This is a genomic window from Paraburkholderia sp. BCC1876, assembly GCF_902833695.1.
Lineage (GTDB): Bacteria > Pseudomonadota > Gammaproteobacteria > Burkholderiales > Burkholderiaceae > Paraburkholderia.
Map to the genome: position 1 here is coordinate 72,858 of NZ_CADFGI010000018.1, position 18,047 is coordinate 90,904.

Sequence of the window (18,047 nt, forward strand, 5' to 3'; positions counted from 1 at the left end):
CCTCCGCTTCTGTCCGTTTTCATGTCGACAAATGTTCGACTGATGAACTTAACTTCCGTAAACGAACAGAAAGCGCGACTATAGGGAGCCCCCACAACTAGCGTCAACTAAGGAATTACCCTGCGGCACCAACAGCCACGCCCGCACGAACTAGGTGTATACCCCGTCCGCTATTGCCATCTAGTTATCGGTATGTCGATAATGTTCTCATGGATGTGAAAACAGCAGTACGCGTCTTCGACGTGATAAACCTCTTTGCCGAAGTGCGGCAACCCATGATCTACAGCGAGATCGCGCGTCGAACCGAGATCCCGCTGTCGAGTTGCCATGCGCTTTTGCAGACCATGGTCGCCAAGGGCTACCTGTACGCGCCGGGCGTCAAGGCCGGTTACTACCCGACCCAGCGGCTCCTGCACGTGGCGCGCGACATCTGTAGCGAAGACCCGTTGACGCTGCTGTTCCAGCCGCTGCTCACCGCGTTGCGCGACGCCACCGGCGAGACCGCGGCGCTCGCCACACTGGCCGGCAATCGCGTCGTCTATCTCGACGTGATGGAGTCGCGCCAGAAGATTCGCTACAGCGACGAACCCGGCGGCTTCATGTACGTGCATGCGAGCGCGGCCGGCAAGGCGCTGCTCGGCGCGCTGTCGGTGGAGGCGCGCCGCAAGCTGCTGGACAGTTGCGAACCGTGGACCGCGTCGACCGACGGAACGGTGATCGAGCGCAAGACGCTCGAGATCGAAGTCGAGCAAGGCGTGACAAACGGCTGGCATCGCTCGACCGGCGAAAACGTCGAAGACGTCGCCGGGCTCGCGCGCGGCTTCCTGATTCACGGCGAGGCGTTTGCGCTGGTGATCGGCGGCCCGAAGGCGCGGCTTCTCAAGAACGAACAACGCGCAATCGAAGCGCTGCTCGACATTTACGGCCAGATCCCGCCCGCCTTGCTCGCGTGACGGCGCGCTTCACGGCTCGCATCGTGAAGCGCGCAGGCCAGATCAGTAGAGGAAGTGGCAATGCGCTGGAAGAACAAACCTGAAGGATCGAACTGGGGCGACTTCGGCGCCGACGATCAACTCGGCAGGCCGAATCTGATCGGCACGGAACAGGTGCTCAAAGGCGCCCGCGAGATCCGCGCGGGGTTGAGCTTCTGCCTGTCTTTACCGCTCGATTTTCCGGGCGACAGCAAGCTGAACGCGCGCCGTCATCCGCCGGTATTGCGGCCGACTTTCAAGGACGGCCTGCCCTATGTGAACTTCCCCTTCGCACGCAACGCACCCGGCGCGACGGACGTGATCAGCGACGATCAGGTGCTGCTCAGCCTGCAGTACTCGACGCAATGGGATTCGCTCGCGCACGTGGGCGCGCGCTTCGACGCGGACGGCGACGGCGTGGCCGAAAGCGTCTACTACAACGGTTATCGCGCGCAGACGGACATCGTCGGACCGATCGACTATCGCGCCGACGACGATTTCGCGCCGCACGCCTGCGGCGGCGAACACAGTCACGCGGACGTGCTCGGCATCGAAAATCTCGCGGTCAAAGGCATGCAAGGACGCGGCGTGCTGATCGATCTGGTGGCGCACTATGGCCGCGAGCATCGCACGGTCGGTTACGACGACCTGATGTTCGCGATCGAGACCGACGGCGTGCAAATAGAACGCGGCGACATGCTCGTGCTGCGCACCGGTTTCGCCGAGATGGTGCTGGAGATGAATCGCCACCCCGACGAGAGCGTGCTCGACAGCCATTGCTGCGCACTCGACGGCCGCGACGAACGCCTGCTGCAATGGATCACCGATTCCGGCATCGCCGCGCTCGCCGCCGACAACTACGCGGTGGAGCGCTATCCGGCTCGGCCGCCGACCATTGAAGGCGAGCATCCGTTGCTGCCGCTGCATCATCACTGTCTGTTCAAACTCGGTTTGCCGCTCGGCGAACTCTGGTACTTGCGCGACCTCGCCACGTGGTTGCGCGCGAACGGCCGCTCGCATTTCATGCTGACCGCGCCACCGCTGCGCTTGCCGGGTGCGATGGGTTCGCCTGTCACGCCGATCGCGACCGTGTGACCGCTTGAGCTTCTCCTCTTTCATCTTCTGATTCTGAAACATGGCCGAAGAACGAGTTTTGATTACCGGCGGCGCTGCCGGCATCGGCGCCGCGTGCGCGCAGCGTTGCCAGGAAGACGGTTATGACGTGGTCGTGATCGACCGCGTGGGCGACGGCTTGATCGCCGATCTGTCGGACCCGCAGGCGACCGCGGTGGCACTCGAACGCGCGTTGGAAGGCGGCCCGATCACGCGCCTCATCAACAACGTCGGCGTCGTGATGCCGGCTAGCGCCGATCAGCAATCGCTCGAAGAACTCGAACGCGCGTGGGCGCTCAACGTGCGCTGCTCGTTGCAATGCATGCAGGCGCTGCTGCCCGGCATGAAAGCGGCGGGCTTCGGACGGATCGTCAACATGTCGTCGCGCGCAGCGCTCGGCAAAGAATTGCGCACCGCTTACTCCGCGACTAAAGCGGCCCTGATCGGCATGACACGGGTCTGGGCGCTCGAACTCGGCGCGTTCGGTGTGACCGCGAACGCGATCGGTCCCGGCCCGATTCGCACCGAACTGTTCGACCGCGCGAATCCGCCGGATGCGCCGCGCACGCGCGCGATCATCGACAGCGTGCCGGTGAAGCGCGTCGGCACGCCGGACGACATCGCGCACGCTGCGTCGTATCTGCTCGACGCGCGCAGCGGCTTCGTCACCGGTCAGGTGTTGTACGTGTGCGGCGGCATGACCGTCGGCGTCGCGGGAGTGTGAACATGCGGGCTCAGGTGACGCGACGTGCGGGGATTGTCGGCGGCGGGAGTATCGGCATTGCGTTTGCCGTGGTGTTCGCGCGGGCCGGCTGGCAAGTGCGTTTGTACGATCCGGCGGTCGAACGGCGCGAGTTGGCGGCGGCGGAAATCATGCAGCGGCTCGACGAGCTGACCCGTTTCGGCTTGCTCGATGAAGCGGCTAGCGAGATCGCCGCGCGCGTGGCCATCGTCACGACGCTCGAAGCTGCCGCCGCGGACGCCGATCTCGTGCAGGAATGCGCGCCCGAGCGTGAAGCCATCAAGCGCGACCTGTTCGCGCAACTCGATCGCGCCGCGCCCCCGCATGCGATTCTCGCGAGCGCCTCATCGTTTCTCGCAGCGTCGCGCTTTGTCGACGAAACCTTGCCTGGCCGCGGCCGATGCCTCGTCGCGCATCCGGGCAATCCGCCTTATCTGATACCGGTCGTCGAAATCGTGCCCGCGCCGTTCACGGACGCCGATGCGGTGACGCGCGCCATGAAACTGTTCACGGAAGCCGGACTCAAGCCCATACGCGTCGCCAGAGAAGTGGAAGGCTTCGTTTTCAACCGGCTGCAAGGCGCGTTGTTGCGCGAGGCGTATTGCCTCGTGCGCGACGGCGTTGCCTCAGTGGACGACGTCGATACCGTCGTGCGCGAAGGTCTCGGTTTGCGCTGGTCGGTGATCGGCCCGTTCGAAACCGTCGATCTGAATACCCGCGGCGGCATTGCATCGCACGCGCAAAAAATGGGCCCTTCGTATGCGCGCATGGGCGCCGAACGCGGTCAGCACGATCCGTGGACCAGCGAACTCGTCGCCGCCGTCGATACCGCGCGCCGCAGCGCGTTGCCGCTCGATCAATGGGAAGCGCGCGTTGCGTGGCGCGATCGCGCGTTGATGAGCCTCGCTCGCTATCGCAAGGAATCCGCCGCCAACGATTCATAAGCAACACCGTTCGTCGTATCTCGCCGCATGACCCGATAACTATTATTCGACCAATCCAGAGACCGTCACATGCAGAAAGTCACCGCCTTCTTTACCGAGCTGATGCGCAAGTATCTGCCGGACCCGTTCGTGTTCGCCATCGGCCTCACGTTACTCACGATGATTCTCGCCGTGCTCGTGCAAGGCCAGGCGGTCAGCGCGCTCACGCTGAGTTGGGGCAAGGGCTTCTGGGCGCTGCTCGCGTTCACGACGCAAATGGCGGTGATTCTGGCCATGGGCTATGTGCTCGCCACCGCGCCGCTGACCGAGCGGTTCCTGGACCGGCTCGTCGCACGCGTGCACGATCCGCGCATGGCGGTGATCGTCGCGACGCTGGTGGGCGGAATCGGCAGCTATCTGAATTGGGGCTTCGGTCTGGTGATCGGCGGAATCGTCGCACGCAAACTCGCGATGAGTATCAAGGGCGTGCACTATCCGTTGATTATCGCGTCGGCGTATAGCGGCTTCACGCTGTACGGCCTCGGTCTGTCGGCCAGCATTCCGGTGCTGATCTCCACCAAGGGACATCCGATGGAAGCGCAAATGGGCGTGATTCCGCTGTCGGAAACGATCTTCTCGCCGACCATGCTGATAACGAGTCTGGTCGTTATCATCACGCTGCCGCTGCTGAATGCGTGGCTGCATCCGAAGCCGGGCCAGGCGGTCACGGAGATCGACCGTGCGTTGAACGCAGCGCCCAAAAGCACGACGCCCGCCGTGGATACCGACGAGAGCAACACGCTCGCGAATCGCCTGAATAACAGCCGCTTGCTGAGCTACCTGATCGGCGCGATCGGCGTGGTTTACGTGGTGCTGTATTTCCGCGGCGGCGGTTCGATGGACCTGAACCTGATCAACTTCATCATTCTGTTTCTCGGCATCATTCTGCTCGGCACGCCGATTCGCTACGTCGAAAAACTGAATGAAGGCATTCGCACGATCAGCGGCATCATCCTGCAGTATCCGTTCTACGCGGGCATTATGGCGATCATGGCGTCGTCGGGACTGGTCAACACGTTCTCGCATTTCTTCGTCAAGATCGCCACGCCCGCCACGTTGCCGTTCTGGGGTCTGGTGAGTTCGTTCTTCATCAACTTCTTCGCACCTTCGGGCGGCGGTCACTGGGTGATTCAAGGCCCCTTCATGATCGAAGCGGCCAAGTCGATCGGCGCGTCGGTCGGACACACCGCGACCGCCGTGATGCTCGGCAACGCATGGAACGATCTGGTCCAACCGTTCTGGATTCTGCCGGCGCTCGCGCTGTCGAAGCTGAAACTGAAGGACATCATGGGCTATACGGTCATCATGATGTTCTGGATCGGCATTGTGTACACCGTGGCGATTCTCGCCTGGGGTTAAATAGACACTTCGGCCGCCACGCGCGGTCTATTCGATGGAGGGAATGACATGTTGTATATGGTCCATATGCAGGTTCAGATTCCTGCCGACGCCGACACGGCGCTGATCGATCGCCTGAAGGCGGAAGAAAAGGCGTTCTCGCAAAAGCTGCAGCATGAAGGGAAATGGCGGCATCTGTGGCGCGTGGCCGGACAGTACGCGAATTACAGCGTGCTCGACGTCGAATCGAACGACGAGCTTCACAGCTTGCTCAGTTCGTTGCCGCTGTTTCCGTACATGGTGTTGAACGTCACGCCGCTCGCGCAACATCCGTCGGCGATTGTGCCGAACTGACGCGGAGCGCGCATGCCCTACATCATCGAAACATTCGACAAACCCGGCCACGCGCACGTCCGCGTGCGTGAGCGCGAAACGCACCTGGCGTTTCTCGAGCAGAACAGGGCGCTGCTGCTCGCCTGCGGCGCGAAGCTGAACGACGACGGCAGCGGCGCGGGCGGCGGCGTGTACGTGGTCGATCTGAACACACGTGAAGAAGCCGAACGGTTTATTGCGGCCGACCCGTTTTCACAGGTCGACCTGTTCGAGCGTGTGACGATCACCAACTGGCGCAAAGCCTACTTCGACGGCGAGTGTTACCTGTAAGCGCTTGCGATCGCCGCGAGCCATAACGCCACGGCATGCGCGCCCGGATCGACATGGCCGAGCGCGCGGTCGCCGACATAACTCGACCGCCCTCGCCGTGGATGCATCGACGCCGTTTGCGCGGCGCCTTCGGTGGCCGCATCGACGGCGGCCTTCAATGCCGCGCCGGTTTCGTTCGAACTGGCGAGTGCGGATTGCAATGCATCGGCGGCGGGTTTGAGCGCATCGACCATCGTGCGATCGCCGGGATGCGCCCCGCCCAGTTCCATCAGTCCTATTACGCCTGCGCTGAACGCGGCGGCCCAATTCTGCGCGGTGGCGGTAGCGGTCGCTGGGGTTGCAGTGGTTCCGCTCGACTGTTCCAGCGTGACCGCGGCACGCACCAGCATCACCGCATAGAGCGGCCCCGATGTCCCGCCGACCATACGCCTTACTGTCGCGGAGATACTGCGCAACACGGCGCCCGGCGTCGCTTCGGTGGGATAGGTATCGATCTCGCCAAGAATCGCGCGCGCACCGCGTGACAGACTGATGCCGAGATCGCCGTCGCCGACGCGTTGATCCATGTCGGTCAGCGTCGGCTCGGCTTCCAGCAGGCATGCGCAAACGGCTTCGATCGCGCGGCGCAGTGGCGCTTCGTGCGAAAGCGTCGGACCATTCACGCTCTCAGCTTTAGCCGGCGCTGGCCGTACAGAAACCTGTGCAACGCGCCCGCTCAATGCAGGCCATGCGCTGGTGTGCGACGCGGCATCGAGCCAGCGCAGGCGCTCGTCGTCCACGCGCAGCAGCGACAGCGAAATGCCCGCCATTTCCAGTGCGCTGAGGAACGTGCCGGCCCACGCGCGCTCGACCTTGATACTTTTGCCCGCCAGATAACGCAGCGCGGACCCCGCCACGACATTCAATTCGCTCGACGGCGTCCCGCCCAGGTTATTCACCAGCAAAGCCACGCGCTCACCAGCCTGCAACGACAGATCGCCGACGATCTTTGCCAGCAGTTTGCCGACGATAACGTCCGCCGACTCCATCGCACCGCGCTCCACGCCGGGTTCGCCGTGAATGCCGAGTCCCCATTCGATTTCATTGTCGGCCAGTTCGAAGCCGGGCTTGCCGGCGGCCGGCACCGTACACGGCGTCAGCGCAACACCCATGGTGCCGAGCGCGCCGGCCACCTCGCGTGCGATCCGTGCCACTTCCGGCAGGCTCCGCCCCGCTGCTGCCGCCGCGCCCGCGATCTTGTGGACCAGCACGGTCCCCGCGAGTCCGCGACGGCCCGCGTGGTCGCCGCTCGCCGTCAGCGCGACGTCGTCGGCGACGATCACCATCTCGGTGGGAATGCCCTCGGCGCGTGCGATCTCGGCAGCAAGGCCGAAATTGAAGCGGTCGCCCGTGTAGTTCTTCACGATCAGCAGGACGCCTGCGGCGCCGGCTACCGCGCGTATCGCGTCGAGCACGGCGTCGGTGGAAGGCGACGTGAAGACTTCGCCCGCCACCGCCGCGCTCAACATGCCTGCGCCCACATAGCCGCCGTGTGCCGGTTCGTGGCCCGAGCCGCCGCCCGAGATCAACGCGACTTCGCCGCGCGCCGCAGCGGATTCCGCATCGGCACGCACGACGATCGAACCGCCTTGCAACAGGGAGAGATTGGGATTGAGCGCCGCGAGTCCGTCGAGCATGTCCGGGACGACCGCGGAGACGTCGTTGATCAGCTTCTTCATTGCGTCAGCTTCCTTTTTAAAGCTGCCGGCGCTGCGTGGCGAGCACGGCAGTTTATTCAGTGGCGAAACGGAGAGGCTTAACTGTACCGCGCATTGGCGATAGACGACGTGATACACGAGCTTGGTCTGCGCGAGAGCATGACGCTGCGATGGATGGGGTATGACGGAGGGAGTGACTGCGACAGACTGAACGCCTGGGTGAGACGTTTTACAGGACCGTAGACGAAAGCGGAGCCGCTTTCGTCTACGTCACTGATGCGTTGGTAGGCTCGATTGGATTCGAACCAACGACCCCCACCATGTCAAGGTGGTGCTCTAACCAACTGAGCTACGAGCCTTTAGAGGCGCGAATTATAGAGACTCGGCGCGCGTTGCACAAGCCCCGGATTGCACGAAGTGGCTGACCTGTGAATCGATTCAGTGAGTGGACGTCCATTCGGCGTCGACATCCAGTGGATAAACAGGTCGATTCACGTGCTTGAACTCGAACAGGCCGTAATCCGAACTCGTCACGCCGCGACTGTCGCATTCCACCAGCGCCGCGCCGATCGGCACGAAAACCGGCCGGCAGTACATGCGCGATTTGAGCAGCAGGAAACGCGCGCGGCGCGGATCGATGCCGACGCTTTCGAACACGCCAAGATCCCACGGCTCGTGCGTGCGCTCGGTGAGCACGAGCTTTACCGTGCCCGTGTCGAGTACCGCGGCGCGTCCCATGAACGCGCGCTGACCCGTGTAGGTCGGCCCACTGATCACATACTCGCCATCAGTCAGCGCACGCACCACACCCGTGACGGCGACCGGCGGCCGTGGCGTCACCGCGCTGCCCGCCACCTTATTGCCGATAGTCACGGTCACCGTGCTGCCAACGCCGGCCGCCATCAACGCCGCGACCGCTTGCGGATCGCACAGTGGTCCACTGACGATGCCGTCGAGCTTCTGCTTCAGCGCTTCCTCGAACAGATCCATGGTGTCGCACGTGCCGCCCGACATGCAGTTGTCGCCGTGATCGAGCAGCAGCACGGGTTTATCGGCGCCCTGCGCGAGCGCGGCCGCCTGTGCGACCGAATCGGCAAGCGGCGCGCTGCGATAAACGAAATCGTCGCGCTCCGCCCAGATCTGCCGGGCGATGCGTTCCGCGGTTGCTTCAGCAAGCGCGCGGTCGCCGTTGCTCACGACGATCACGCTGATGCAAGGCGCGGCGATATCGGCCAGCGAGAAGCCCGACAACACCGAGACCGCGAGCAGGCCGTCGGCTTCGGCCGCGCGCGCGGCGTCCACGGCGCGCTTCATCGCGCCCTCGGCGGTCGCGCTACGCAGCGTGTGCGTGAGCAACGGCGGCTGCCGCCAGGCGATCACCGGTTTCGCGTTGCCGTGTACCAGGTCGAACATCAGCCGCGCCGCGTGCGCGCCGGTCTCGTACATGTCGACGTGCGGATAGGTTTTGAAACTGACGATCACGTCGGCGTTGTCGATCATCTTTTGCGTGACGTTGCCGTGCAGGTCGAGCGCTACCGCGATCGGCGCATGCGGTAACGCGGCGCGCACGCGTTCGAGCAGATCGCCTTCGCCATCGTTCGAATTTTCAGCGACCATCGCGCCGTGCAGATCGAGCATCACGGCGTCGCAGCCGGTTGCGGCCGCAACGATCGCGTCGCAAATCGCGTCGTACGCGGCGGCCTCGACCGGTCCGCTCGGATTCGCCGACGCGGATACCGGGGTGACGATCTCCGCCTGCTCGCGCTCGGCGGCGTCGATAAAGGCGGCCATCGCCGTCTGCATGCCCTTGTTCTCCTTGAATGCGTCCATGCCGTAGCTGGGGCCGCTGCGGCCGAATGCGGCCAGCGGTGTAGCGACCGGCGAGAAGGTATTGGTCTCGTGGTTCATCCGGGCGATCAGAATTTTCATGCGCCGACGCTCCCCGGTTCGCTTGGCACTCGTTGCGCCGCATTTAGCATGGCCTGCAACAGCACATTGCAACCGGCTTCCAGATGGTCCGCGCGCGCGTCTTCGATTTCGTTGTGACTGATACCGTCCTTGCACGGCACGAAGATCATCGCGGCCGGTGCGACTCGCGCCAAATAGACCGCGTCGTGACCGGCGCCGCTGATCACGTCCATCGATGAAAATCCCAGTCGTTCCGCACCTTGCTTCACGGCGGCGACCAGTTCCGCGGCGAAAGGCTGAGGTGGGAAATAGACGACCTGTTCGACGTCTATCGCGATGCCGGTCTTGGCATCTGCCTGCGCGCATGCAGCTCTTAAGGCGTCGTCCATTACGGTCAGCGTGGTGTCGTCGGCCGCGCGCAGATCGACCGTGAGTGTCACGCGGCCCGGAATCACGTTGCGCGAGTTCGGATGCACGTCCAGCCAGCCCACGGTGCCGCGTCCGTGCGGCGCGTGATCGAGCGCGATGCGGTTGACCGCGTGAATCAGATCCGCCGCAACGAGCAATGCGTCGCGGCGCAGTTCCATCGGCGTCGGGCCCGCGTGGGCTTCCATGCCGTGCACCGTCACGTCGTACCACCGTTGACCGAGCGCGCCTTGCACGATGCCGATGGTTTTGTCGTGTTCCTCCAGAACGGGGCCTTGTTCGATGTGGGCTTCGAAGTAGGCGCCGACCGCATGCGGGGTTTTATCTTCGCCCGCATAGCCGATTGCCGCCAACGCGTCGCGCACCGAGATGCCTTCGCGGTCGCGTTGTTCGAGCGCGTGCTCCAGCGTGAACGCGCCGGCAAACACGCCGGAGCCCATCATCACGGGCACGAAACGCGAGCCCTCCTCGTTGGTCCATACGGCGACTTCCAGCGGCGCCTGAGTCCGCACACCGGCATCGGCGAGCGTGCGCAACACTTCAAGTCCCGCCAGCACGCCGTAATTACCGTCGAACTTGCCGCCGGTCGGCTGCGTGTCGATATGGCTGCCGGTCATCACCGGCGGCAAGTCGTCACGCAAGCCCGCGCGCCGCGCGAAGATATTGCCGATCGCGTCGATCCGCACCGTGCAGCCGATCTCCTTCACCCACGCGATGAACAGGTCGCGAGCCTCGCGGTCCAGCTCCGTCAACGCGAGCCGGCATACACCGCCTTTGTCGGTCGCGCCGAGCTGCGCGAGTTGCATGAGACTGTCCCAGAGCCGCGCGCCGTCGACTCGCAAATCGGCAGACGTCGCGACGGATGTTGATTCGTGAACTTGCATCAATGCTTCCTCGTGTTGAAGACAGATTGCGCGTTAGACGACGCCAACGCCGAGATAACGGTCCTTGATCGACTCGTCCGCGGCGAACGACGCGTTGTCGCCCGAATAGACGATCACGCCCTGTTCGATGATGTAATGGCGGTCCGCGAGCTGCGTGCAGACTTCGAGGTTCTGCTCGACCAGCAGAATCGCCACGCCGGCCTCGCGAATCAGTTTGAGCTGTGCGACGATTTCTTCGACGATCACCGGCGCGAGTCCCTCCACCGGTTCATCGAGCATGAGCAGCCTCGGGTGATTCATTAGCGCGCGGCCGATCGCGAGCATCTGCTGTTCGCCGCCGGACAGTTGCGCGCCTCCGTTCGTACGCCGCTCTTTCAGACGCGGGAAAATGCGGTAGATGTCGTCGAGTTGCCACGGAGAACCTTTGCGTGCGCCGAGCCTCAGGTTCTCTTCGACAGTCAGCAAACGGAAGATGCCGCGATGCTCGGGCACGAAGCACACGCCGTGCGAGGCGATCTTGTGCGAAGGCAGGCCGCCGATCTTCGCGCCGTTGAAGGTCACGGTGCCGCGCTGCGGCGTGACGACGCCCGCAATTGCTTTGAGCGTGGTCGATTTGCCCGCGCCGTTGCGGCCTAACAGCGTGACGGTTTCGCCTTCGTTGATCTGCAGCGTGACGCCTTGCAGAATGTGACTCTTGCCGTAGAAACCGTGAATGTCCTGCACGTCGAGAATCATGCGCGGCCTCCGGTGATCATATTGCCGAGATAGGCGCTGCGCACGCGCTCGTCGCCGCGAATTTCGTCGGGACGGCCTTCAACCAGCACACGCCCTTGCTGCATGACGGTGATCGTGTCAGAGATATCCATCACGATCCCCATGTTGTGCTCGATCAGCACCACCGTGTAGTCATCGCGCAGGCCGCGAATCAACTGCTTCATATCGTCGAGATCGTCGATGCCCATGCCCGATGTCGGCTCGTCGAGAAAGATCGCCTTGGGCCGCGCGGCGAGCGCCATGCCGACTTCGAGCCGGCGCTGCTGACCGTGCGACAGCGCGCTCGCCGGCACCTCGCTGAAACGCTGCAATGCGAGCCGTTCGAGTACACCGTCGACCGTCTCCGCATGCGTGAGCGCGCCGTGCGGCGGGGTCCACGCATTTAATGCGCGGATGGCGTCGACGCCTTGCGCGGCGAGGCGCAGATTTTCTCGTACGCTGAGATTGGCGAACAGGCTCGTCACCTGAAACGAGCGCGCGACACCGCGGCGCACCCGCTTATGATCCGGCTCACGCGTAACGTCGTGACCGTCGAAAATGATCTTGCCTTCCGTGATGGGCAACGTGCCGGTCAAGACATGGAACAGCGTGGTTTTGCCTGCTCCGTTCGGCCCGATTACCGAATGCACGGTGCGCGGCAGGATGTTCAGGTTGACGTCGGAGAGCGCGGTGAATTTGCCGTAGCGTTTTACGATGCCGCTGGCTCGTAGAATGGCTTCGCTCATACGGGCTCCTGGGTGGCGTCGTTGTCTTTCTGGTCTTTGTTGTCTTTGTTGTCCCTTTGCTCAGCCTTGTCGCGCAGCGCTTGCCAGATGCGTTCACCCAGCCCCCACAAGCCGCGCTGCATGAACAGGCTGACCGCGATCAGCACAATGCCTAGCAATAACAACCAGCGCGGCCACAGAGTCGACAGCCAGTCGGCAAACAGCACGTAAAACGCTGCGCCTAATACCGACGCGAACAGATTACCCGTCCCGCCGATCACCGTCATCACGAGGATCATCTCGCTCGTGTGATAGTCGATGTTGGACAGCGGCGCGATACCGGTCATCAGCGCGTGCAGCGCCCCAGCGAGACCGGTGACTGCCCCGGAGATCACGAACGCCATCAGCTTGAAGCGTTTGACGTCATAACCAACTGCCGCGGCACGCGCCTCATTGTCGCGAATCGCAAGTAGCGTGCGGCCGAACACCGAATGGGACACGCGCATCAAAAGCCAGAACACCACGAGGAAAAGCACGGCAACGAAACCGTAGTATTGCCACGGCGATGCCAACGGCACGAGTGTCTTTCCAAACAGTCCGAGCGCCGGGCGCGGAATGTCGAGCAAGCCGTTATCGCCACCGGTCAGATCAGGCGTGGTGTAGGCCAGAAAATAGAACAATTGCCCGAACGCGAGCGTCAACATCACGAAGTACGTGCCGCGCTGGCGAATCGAAAACCAGCCGACCAATACGGCGGCCGCTGCGCCGATCACGATCGACGCGAGCAACGCGACCGGAACAGGCAATGCTGTTTTAGTGAGAACCAGACCGGCGCAATAACTGCCAAGCCCGAAGAAAATGCCCTGACCAAATGAAAGCAAGCCGGTGTGGCCGAGTAACAGATTGCAGCCGAGCGCGGCGAGTGCGAACACCAGCACCTCCGTGGCCAGCGATCCGGAACGCAGTGTCAGCGGCAATACGCACACCACTAAAAGCGCGAGCAGCAGGAAACGATAGCGGTACAGTGCCGGTTTTACACCGCGCTGGGTCGTTGCGGACGAAACGTTTTGCTCACCGGGTTTCGAGGTATCGATCATGCCGCCCTCCCAAGCAAGCCGTTCGGACGCAGCAATAGAACGGCGGCCATTGCGACGTAGATCATCAATCTCGCGCCTTCCGGCCACAACGTGCTCATTACGCTCTGCACGATGCCCACCAGCAACCCGCCGACGAGCGCGCCAAGGAAATTACCCATGCCGCCGACCACGACCACCACGAACGCAACACTGAGTGCCTCGATGCCCATGAACGGATCGACGCCGCGAATCGGCGCGGCAAGTACCCCCGCCAACGCGGCCGTTGCTGCGCCAAGCGCGAACACCAAACTGAAAACACGTAACACGTTGATACCCAGCAGCGACACCATCTCCGTCGATTCGCTACCCGCCCGCACCGCGCTGCCAAGCCGCGTACCTTCCAGCACCCACCACAGCAACGCCGCCAGCACGGCGGTGAAACCGATCACGAACAGCCGGTACTTCGGATAGACGAAACTGCCCCATATCACCACGCCGTTCAGCATGTCCGGCACCGGCACGTTGTCGCCGATCGGCCCCCAGATCAGGATCGCGCATTCCTGCACGACGAGCGCAAGGCCGACCGTCACGAGAATATGAAACTCGTGCTGCTGCGCGTAGACGTGCCGCAGAATCAGTTTCTCGACGACCCACGCAAGCGCACCGACCACAATCGGCACGACCACCAGCGCGGTCCAGAAACTCATCGACCACTGCATCGCCTGATAGCAGAAGTAGGCGCCGAGCAGATAGAACGCGCCGTGCGCGAAGTTCACGAAGCGCAGCAGGCCGAACACGATCGACAAGCCGACCGCGAGCAGGAAATACAGCATTCCCACTCCGATGCCGTTGACGATCTGCAGAAGATAAACGTTCATGGCGTCCGTCTATAGGATGGGCGAAAGGAGACCGTTGCGGGCACACTTGCGGCGCCCGACAGCACCGCACGGCGGCATCAGGTCATCTTGCAGCCGGTTTTGTCGAGCGGCAGGAACGACTGGCCTGAGCTCACGATATCGGCGTAATCGTCGGCGTTTTTCATCTTGTTCTTCGCCTTGCCTTTCAACAGATAATAGTTCTTCAGTACCTGATGGTCGCCTTTGCGGATTTCTTCAGGACCGGTCAAACCGTCGTATTTCATGCCTTCGAGCGCGGCGACCACTTTCTTCGGATCGACATTGCCCGCTTTCACGATGCCGTCGAGCAGAATCTTCGTACAAATGTACGAGCCCGCGAGGCTATAGTTGGGGTTCGCTTTGAATGCGGCATTGGCGCGTTTGACGAGGTCGCGATTGAGCGGCGAATCGATGCCGTGCCAGTACTGCGCGCCGAAATAGACGCCTTCGCACAGGTCCGCGCCGAGCGATTCGAATTGCTCGAGACCCGACGCCCACGCCATCAGAATCGTGCAATTGTTCTTCATGCCGAAGCTCACGGCCTGGCGCAGCGTGTCGGACGATTGCGAACCGAAGTTCAGAATCAGCAATACGTCGGGCTTCGCCGCGACCGCGTTCGTCAGATAGCCACTGAATTCTTTCTCGTTGAGCGAGTGATAACTGTTACCCACATGCTCGATGCCCTTCTCTTTGAAAATCGCTTTCGCCGCCGATAGCAAGCCGTCGCCGAACACGTATTGCGGCGTAATCGTGTACCAGCGTTTTGCTTTCGGCAGCGTCTGGATCAGCGGACGTACCGTTTGCTCGATCGCGCCGTAGGTCGGCACCGACCAGCGGAATGTGGCGTCATTGCAGTCTTTGCCGGTGATTTCGTCCGCGCCAGCCGTGGTGATGAAAACGCCGCCGGCCTTCTGCACTTCCTTGCCCATCGCCAATGCTTCGGATGACAGAATACCGCCTGCAAAGAAGCGTGCATTTTTCTGCTGCGCGATTTCCTGTACGCGACGCACCGCTGTTGCAGGCTTGCCTTCCGTGTCGAGCACCGTGTAAGCGAGCGGCTCACCGAGTACCTTGCCGTATTGCTCGATCGCGAGCTTCATGCCGAGGTCGGCGTATTTGCCATTCGCGGCGAACGGCCCCGACATCGGCACCGGACAGGCAAATTGCAAGGTCGTGGCCTGCGCGAACGCGCTACGCGCGACCAGCGAGCCCAACGTCCCCGGAACGGCCGACAACGCGGCCAGCTTCAACATATTTCGGCGATTCAAAATGACGCTCCTTAGGAAAGAGACACACACTGACCGACTACGAAACTGCACGCATTGCGCGAACGACTGCTTGAGACTGCTTGAATTTGCTGCCCGCCGCGAAGTTTTTCACCGCATCGGTTTTGTTCTATTTATCATGATAAATAGGTTGGACTTGATCGTAGGTACAATAAATTCGAGTGTCAATAAGGCAAAATTCCTGGCAGCATCGAAGCGGCCTTGCTGGTCGTTGAGAGGCCGGTGGACCGATCGGGGATCGCGCAGGACAAACTGGGAGCATCGAATATGGCCATGGACCGCGCCAAGGCTGGCGCCGCGATTGAGATCAAACAGCAGAAGCGCGGCGATCTGGTCGCGGAGGAAATCAAACGGCTCATCACCGAGAAGGACCTGAAGCCGGGTGATCGGCTGCCGCGCGAGGTGGAGTTGCAGCAGCTTTTTGCGGTGAGCAAAAGTACGATCCGCGAAGCGCTGAAGTCGCTTGAGGTGCAGGGGCTCATCAAGGTGACCACGGGCCCGAGCGGCGGCGGAATGGTGGTGGAGGTGCCGCTGGATCGCACGTTGCAGCTATTGCAAAACTATCTGTTCTTCAAAGACGTTTCCATCGACGACATTTACACCGTGCGCAAATTGCTGGAGCCGGAACTGGCGGCGGGGGCAGTGCCGCATCTCACGGAACAGGATTTCGATGCGCTGGAAGCGAGCATTGCGTGCTGTGATCGGCCGGCTTCTTCGCACAGTGGGAAAGATATCGTGCGGCAACGTCAGGAAGACGTGAACTTTCATGACATTCTGGCCGCGGCAAATCCGAACCCGTTTCTGCGTTTCAGTTGCGAGTTGATCAACGAAATGATCCGGCAGTTGATCGAGTTTCGGAACGACACGCCGCAGTCCGAGCACGAGCGGTTCGGCCAGGCGAACGTGAAAATTCACAAGGCAATTACTAAAGCGGCGCGTGAGCGTGACGTGGAGAAGGTGCGCGAGTTGATGGTGATCCACATGACCGAAGCGCCGCGCTACGTGAAGCGGATGAAGGGGAAGCTACGTGGGCGGCTGATTCTGGATTCGGAGATTCGCCGACGTGTTCGCGCACGTAGCGTGGCGCCGGCTGATAGCGATGGTGAAGGGTGACGGGGTGCGGGGTGCGGGGTGCGGGGTGAGGGGTGAGGGGTGAGGGGTGAGGGGTGAGGGGTGAGGGGTGCGGGGTGCGGGGTGCGGGGTGCGGGGTGCGGGGTGCGGGGTGCGGGGTGCGGGGTGCGGGGTGCGGGGTGCGGGTAGGACGATAGTCGAGCGCTGGGGTGGGAAAGGGGCTCGTCCGGGTGGATGTGGGAGGCCGTGCGCCGGAACATGTGGGCTGTGTTAACTGGTGGGTACTCGATGTGCCGGAAATGCCGGACATACGCCACGAGGATATCGTCCGGCCTGGTCGGAGAATGTGGGGCCACCAGGTATCGAAGCTCATGCTGCCGTCTGGCACTTTGTGCTTGGTGCTTGGTGCTTGGTGCCTGGTGCCTGGTGCCTGGTGCCTGGTGCTTGGGACATGGCGCTTCGGCGGTCGGCGGTCGGCGGTCGGCGGTCGGCGGTCGGCGGTCGGCGGTCAGCGGTCAGCGGTCAGCGGTCAGCGGTCAGCGGTCAGCGGTCAGCGAAATTTACGGCGCAGCGCGTCGCTGCAGCGGACGCCTCCCTTCTCTCTTCACGGAAACGCAACGATCAGGTGAGCGACACGTGGATGAATCCGCGCCGTGTGTCGCTTCAGACGCCGCCGTTTGCAGAATCGCTGTGAGCATCTTTCCGGCCAACGCCATACGCCTGGTGAGGACACATAGCCGCAAGCGCGGATCGTTTCACGGCGTTATTAAGACATCGACGATTCAGACGATGCAGTCGACGAGATTCACCGCAACATGAAGGCCAGCCGAAAGATTCAGGTCACGCGGATTAAAGGATGCGCGCAGCAAGGATAGCGCTGAGTGGCGTGAGCGCGGCCATCGACCGGCATTCCAACCAATCGACCTGCTGCATGATCAGTGAGGGCTCAACCTTTTGCGGGCCGCGCCGTTATTGCATCTGCACAGGCATAAACATTGGATCTTCATGGCACAACCTATCCCTTTATCCCGCCACACTGGCGCTGCGCGTGCGCGGCATGCCAAGGTCATGCTGTTGCCGATCGCCCGGCAAACCGCCGATGACCTTGCGTTGCGGGTACATCTGGCGCTCGACGCCCTGCGCCGCGGCGCAGGCAGCATGATCGACGCGCAAACCCTTACGCAGACCATGCTACTGACCGGTTTTCTGGCCGAGTCCGGCTTCGGCTCAGCATCCGGCGAGGAACTTGGCGCTGCGGAACGTGCGGTATCGATGGTGTTCGATATCGGCAGAGACACCGGTGAATGGAGATTGGATAGTGCCGGAGTCGCACTTTTTGCCGCAATTGCGACGAATTACGACCAGCAGTTGCACCGTGCCCCACTGTGGGCGATCACCGAGGCGAGCGAACGGCTGGATCGCTTTACAGCAGGCATGACCTATCAGACGCCAGCGCGAAAGCGCGCCTGAGCGGACTGGAAGGGAAACTGGTCCGCTGCGCCCGGGTGACGCAGC

General features: G+C 62.4%; 17 protein-coding genes and 1 tRNA gene. 9 read left to right on the forward strand and 9 right to left on the reverse strand.

Annotated features, from left to right (window positions below):
* Window positions 1-209 precede the first annotated feature (209 nt).
* The 7 genes from HWY05_RS36580 to HWY05_RS36610 all read left to right on the forward strand — a co-directional run bounded on the left by HWY05_RS36580 (window position 210) and on the right by HWY05_RS36610 (window position 5,810).
* The gene (locus tag HWY05_RS36580) at window positions 210-953 is read left to right on the forward strand and encodes an IclR family transcriptional regulator C-terminal domain-containing protein (RefSeq protein WP_035561458.1); all 744 of its coding nucleotides are present in this window, start codon (window positions 210-212) and stop codon (window positions 951-953) included.
* Window positions 954-1,013: 60 nt separating this feature from the next.
* Window positions 1,014-2,066 carry a cyclase family protein gene (locus HWY05_RS36585; RefSeq protein ID WP_176061364.1) on the forward strand — a complete coding sequence of 351 codons (1,053 nt, stop codon included), beginning with the start codon at window positions 1,014-1,016 and terminating at the stop codon, window positions 2,064-2,066.
* Window positions 2,067-2,106: 40 nt separating this feature from the next.
* Window positions 2,107-2,808, forward strand: a complete 702-nt coding sequence (locus HWY05_RS36590) for an SDR family oxidoreductase (RefSeq protein WP_176061365.1) — start codon at window positions 2,107-2,109, stop codon at window positions 2,806-2,808.
* 2 nt (window positions 2,809-2,810) lie between these two features.
* On the forward strand, window positions 2,811-3,770 hold the full coding sequence (locus tag HWY05_RS36595) for a 3-hydroxyacyl-CoA dehydrogenase (protein ID WP_176061366.1): 960 nt from the start codon (window positions 2,811-2,813) through the stop codon (window positions 3,768-3,770).
* A gap of 69 nt (window positions 3,771-3,839) precedes the next feature.
* A complete protein-coding gene (locus HWY05_RS36600) occupies window positions 3,840-5,168 on the forward strand; it encodes a TIGR00366 family protein (protein WP_176061367.1) in 1,329 nt (442 codons plus the stop codon).
* A 48-nt stretch (window positions 5,169-5,216) separates the two neighbouring features.
* The gene (gene catC / locus HWY05_RS36605; RefSeq protein WP_176061368.1) at window positions 5,217-5,501 is read left to right on the forward strand and encodes a muconolactone Delta-isomerase; all 285 of its coding nucleotides are present in this window, start codon (window positions 5,217-5,219) and stop codon (window positions 5,499-5,501) included.
* Window positions 5,502-5,513: 12 nt separating this feature from the next.
* Window positions 5,514-5,810, forward strand: coding sequence for a YciI family protein (locus HWY05_RS36610; RefSeq protein WP_176061369.1), 297 nt, complete (start codon window positions 5,514-5,516; stop codon window positions 5,808-5,810).
* Here HWY05_RS36610 and dhaK read toward each other — a convergent pair.
* From dhaK to HWY05_RS36655, 9 genes are all read right to left on the reverse strand, one after another.
* Entirely contained in the window at window positions 5,801-7,528 is a 1,728-nt protein-coding gene (gene dhaK / locus HWY05_RS36615) for a dihydroxyacetone kinase subunit DhaK (protein ID WP_176061370.1), read from the reverse strand. The two genes, HWY05_RS36610 and dhaK, sit on opposite strands and share 10 nt — an antisense overlap.
* A gap of 261 nt (window positions 7,529-7,789) precedes the next feature.
* Window positions 7,790-7,866, reverse strand: a tRNA-Val gene (locus HWY05_RS36620).
* A 79-nt stretch (window positions 7,867-7,945) separates the two neighbouring features.
* A complete protein-coding gene (locus HWY05_RS36625; RefSeq protein WP_176061371.1) occupies window positions 7,946-9,436 on the reverse strand; it encodes a M81 family metallopeptidase in 1,491 nt (496 codons plus the stop codon).
* Complete coding sequence (locus HWY05_RS36630; RefSeq protein WP_176061372.1) at window positions 9,433-10,725, reverse strand: Zn-dependent hydrolase; 1,293 nt, start codon at window positions 10,723-10,725, stop codon at window positions 9,433-9,435. The genes HWY05_RS36625 and HWY05_RS36630 overlap by 4 nt, the downstream gene beginning before the upstream one ends.
* Before the next feature lie 33 nt (window positions 10,726-10,758).
* Window positions 10,759-11,460 carry an ABC transporter ATP-binding protein gene (locus HWY05_RS36635; RefSeq protein ID WP_035561430.1) on the reverse strand — a complete coding sequence of 234 codons (702 nt, stop codon included), beginning with the start codon at window positions 11,458-11,460 and terminating at the stop codon, window positions 10,759-10,761.
* Entirely contained in the window at window positions 11,457-12,224 is a 768-nt protein-coding gene (locus HWY05_RS36640) for an ABC transporter ATP-binding protein (RefSeq protein ID WP_035561427.1), read from the reverse strand. The genes HWY05_RS36635 and HWY05_RS36640 overlap by 4 nt, the downstream gene beginning before the upstream one ends.
* Complete coding sequence (locus HWY05_RS36645) at window positions 12,221-13,300, reverse strand: branched-chain amino acid ABC transporter permease (RefSeq protein ID WP_176061373.1); 1,080 nt, start codon at window positions 13,298-13,300, stop codon at window positions 12,221-12,223. Before HWY05_RS36645 ends, HWY05_RS36640 begins: the two co-directional genes overlap by 4 nt.
* Window positions 13,297-14,157, reverse strand: a complete 861-nt coding sequence (locus tag HWY05_RS36650; protein ID WP_035561421.1) for a branched-chain amino acid ABC transporter permease — start codon at window positions 14,155-14,157, stop codon at window positions 13,297-13,299. Before HWY05_RS36650 ends, HWY05_RS36645 begins: the two co-directional genes overlap by 4 nt.
* 77 nt (window positions 14,158-14,234) lie before the next feature.
* Complete coding sequence (locus HWY05_RS36655; RefSeq protein WP_035561418.1) at window positions 14,235-15,443, reverse strand: ABC transporter substrate-binding protein; 1,209 nt, start codon at window positions 15,441-15,443, stop codon at window positions 14,235-14,237.
* Window positions 15,444-15,728: 285 nt separating this feature from the next.
* Here HWY05_RS36655 and HWY05_RS36660 point away from each other — a divergent pair, with 285 nt between their 5' ends.
* Together HWY05_RS36660 and HWY05_RS36665 are read left to right on the forward strand one after the other, a co-directional pair.
* Window positions 15,729-16,574, forward strand: a complete 846-nt coding sequence (locus tag HWY05_RS36660; RefSeq protein ID WP_176061379.1) for an FCD domain-containing protein — start codon at window positions 15,729-15,731, stop codon at window positions 16,572-16,574.
* Window positions 16,575-17,537: 963 nt separating this feature from the next.
* On the forward strand, window positions 17,538-18,002 hold the full coding sequence (locus HWY05_RS36665) for a hypothetical protein (RefSeq protein WP_035561410.1): 465 nt from the start codon (window positions 17,538-17,540) through the stop codon (window positions 18,000-18,002).
* Window positions 18,003-18,047: the final 45 nt, after the last annotated feature.

Excerpts from the sequence above, each read along its gene's own strand:
- HWY05_RS36580 (WP_035561458.1), top strand. The coding sequence starts at position 210 with ATGGATGTGAAAACAGCAGTACGCGTCTTCGACGTGATAAACCTCTTT.
- HWY05_RS36585 (WP_176061364.1), top strand. The coding sequence starts at position 1,014 with ATGCGCTGGAAGAACAAACCTGAAGGATCGAACTGGGGCGACTTCGGC.
- HWY05_RS36590 (WP_176061365.1), top strand. The coding sequence starts at position 2,107 with ATGGCCGAAGAACGAGTTTTGATTACCGGCGGCGCTGCCGGCATCGGC.
- HWY05_RS36595 (WP_176061366.1), top strand. The coding sequence starts at position 2,811 with ATGCGGGCTCAGGTGACGCGACGTGCGGGGATTGTCGGCGGCGGGAGT.
- HWY05_RS36600 (WP_176061367.1), top strand. The coding sequence starts at position 3,840 with ATGCAGAAAGTCACCGCCTTCTTTACCGAGCTGATGCGCAAGTATCTG.
- catC (WP_176061368.1), top strand. The coding sequence starts at position 5,217 with ATGTTGTATATGGTCCATATGCAGGTTCAGATTCCTGCCGACGCCGAC.
- HWY05_RS36610 (WP_176061369.1), top strand. The coding sequence starts at position 5,514 with ATGCCCTACATCATCGAAACATTCGACAAACCCGGCCACGCGCACGTC.
- dhaK (WP_176061370.1), bottom strand. The coding sequence starts at position 7,528 with ATGAAGAAGCTGATCAACGACGTCTCCGCGGTCGTCCCGGACATGCTC.
- HWY05_RS36625 (WP_176061371.1), bottom strand. The coding sequence starts at position 9,436 with ATGAAAATTCTGATCGCCCGGATGAACCACGAGACCAATACCTTCTCG.
- HWY05_RS36630 (WP_176061372.1), bottom strand. The coding sequence starts at position 10,725 with ATGCAAGTTCACGAATCAACATCCGTCGCGACGTCTGCCGATTTGCGA.
- HWY05_RS36635 (WP_035561430.1), bottom strand. The coding sequence starts at position 11,460 with ATGATTCTCGACGTGCAGGACATTCACGGTTTCTACGGCAAGAGTCAC.
- HWY05_RS36640 (WP_035561427.1), bottom strand. The coding sequence starts at position 12,224 with ATGAGCGAAGCCATTCTACGAGCCAGCGGCATCGTAAAACGCTACGGC.
- HWY05_RS36645 (WP_176061373.1), bottom strand. The coding sequence starts at position 13,300 with ATGATCGATACCTCGAAACCCGGTGAGCAAAACGTTTCGTCCGCAACG.
- HWY05_RS36650 (WP_035561421.1), bottom strand. The coding sequence starts at position 14,157 with ATGAACGTTTATCTTCTGCAGATCGTCAACGGCATCGGAGTGGGAATG.
- HWY05_RS36660 (WP_176061379.1), top strand. The coding sequence starts at position 15,729 with ATGGCCATGGACCGCGCCAAGGCTGGCGCCGCGATTGAGATCAAACAG.
- HWY05_RS36665 (WP_035561410.1), top strand. The coding sequence starts at position 17,538 with ATGGCACAACCTATCCCTTTATCCCGCCACACTGGCGCTGCGCGTGCG.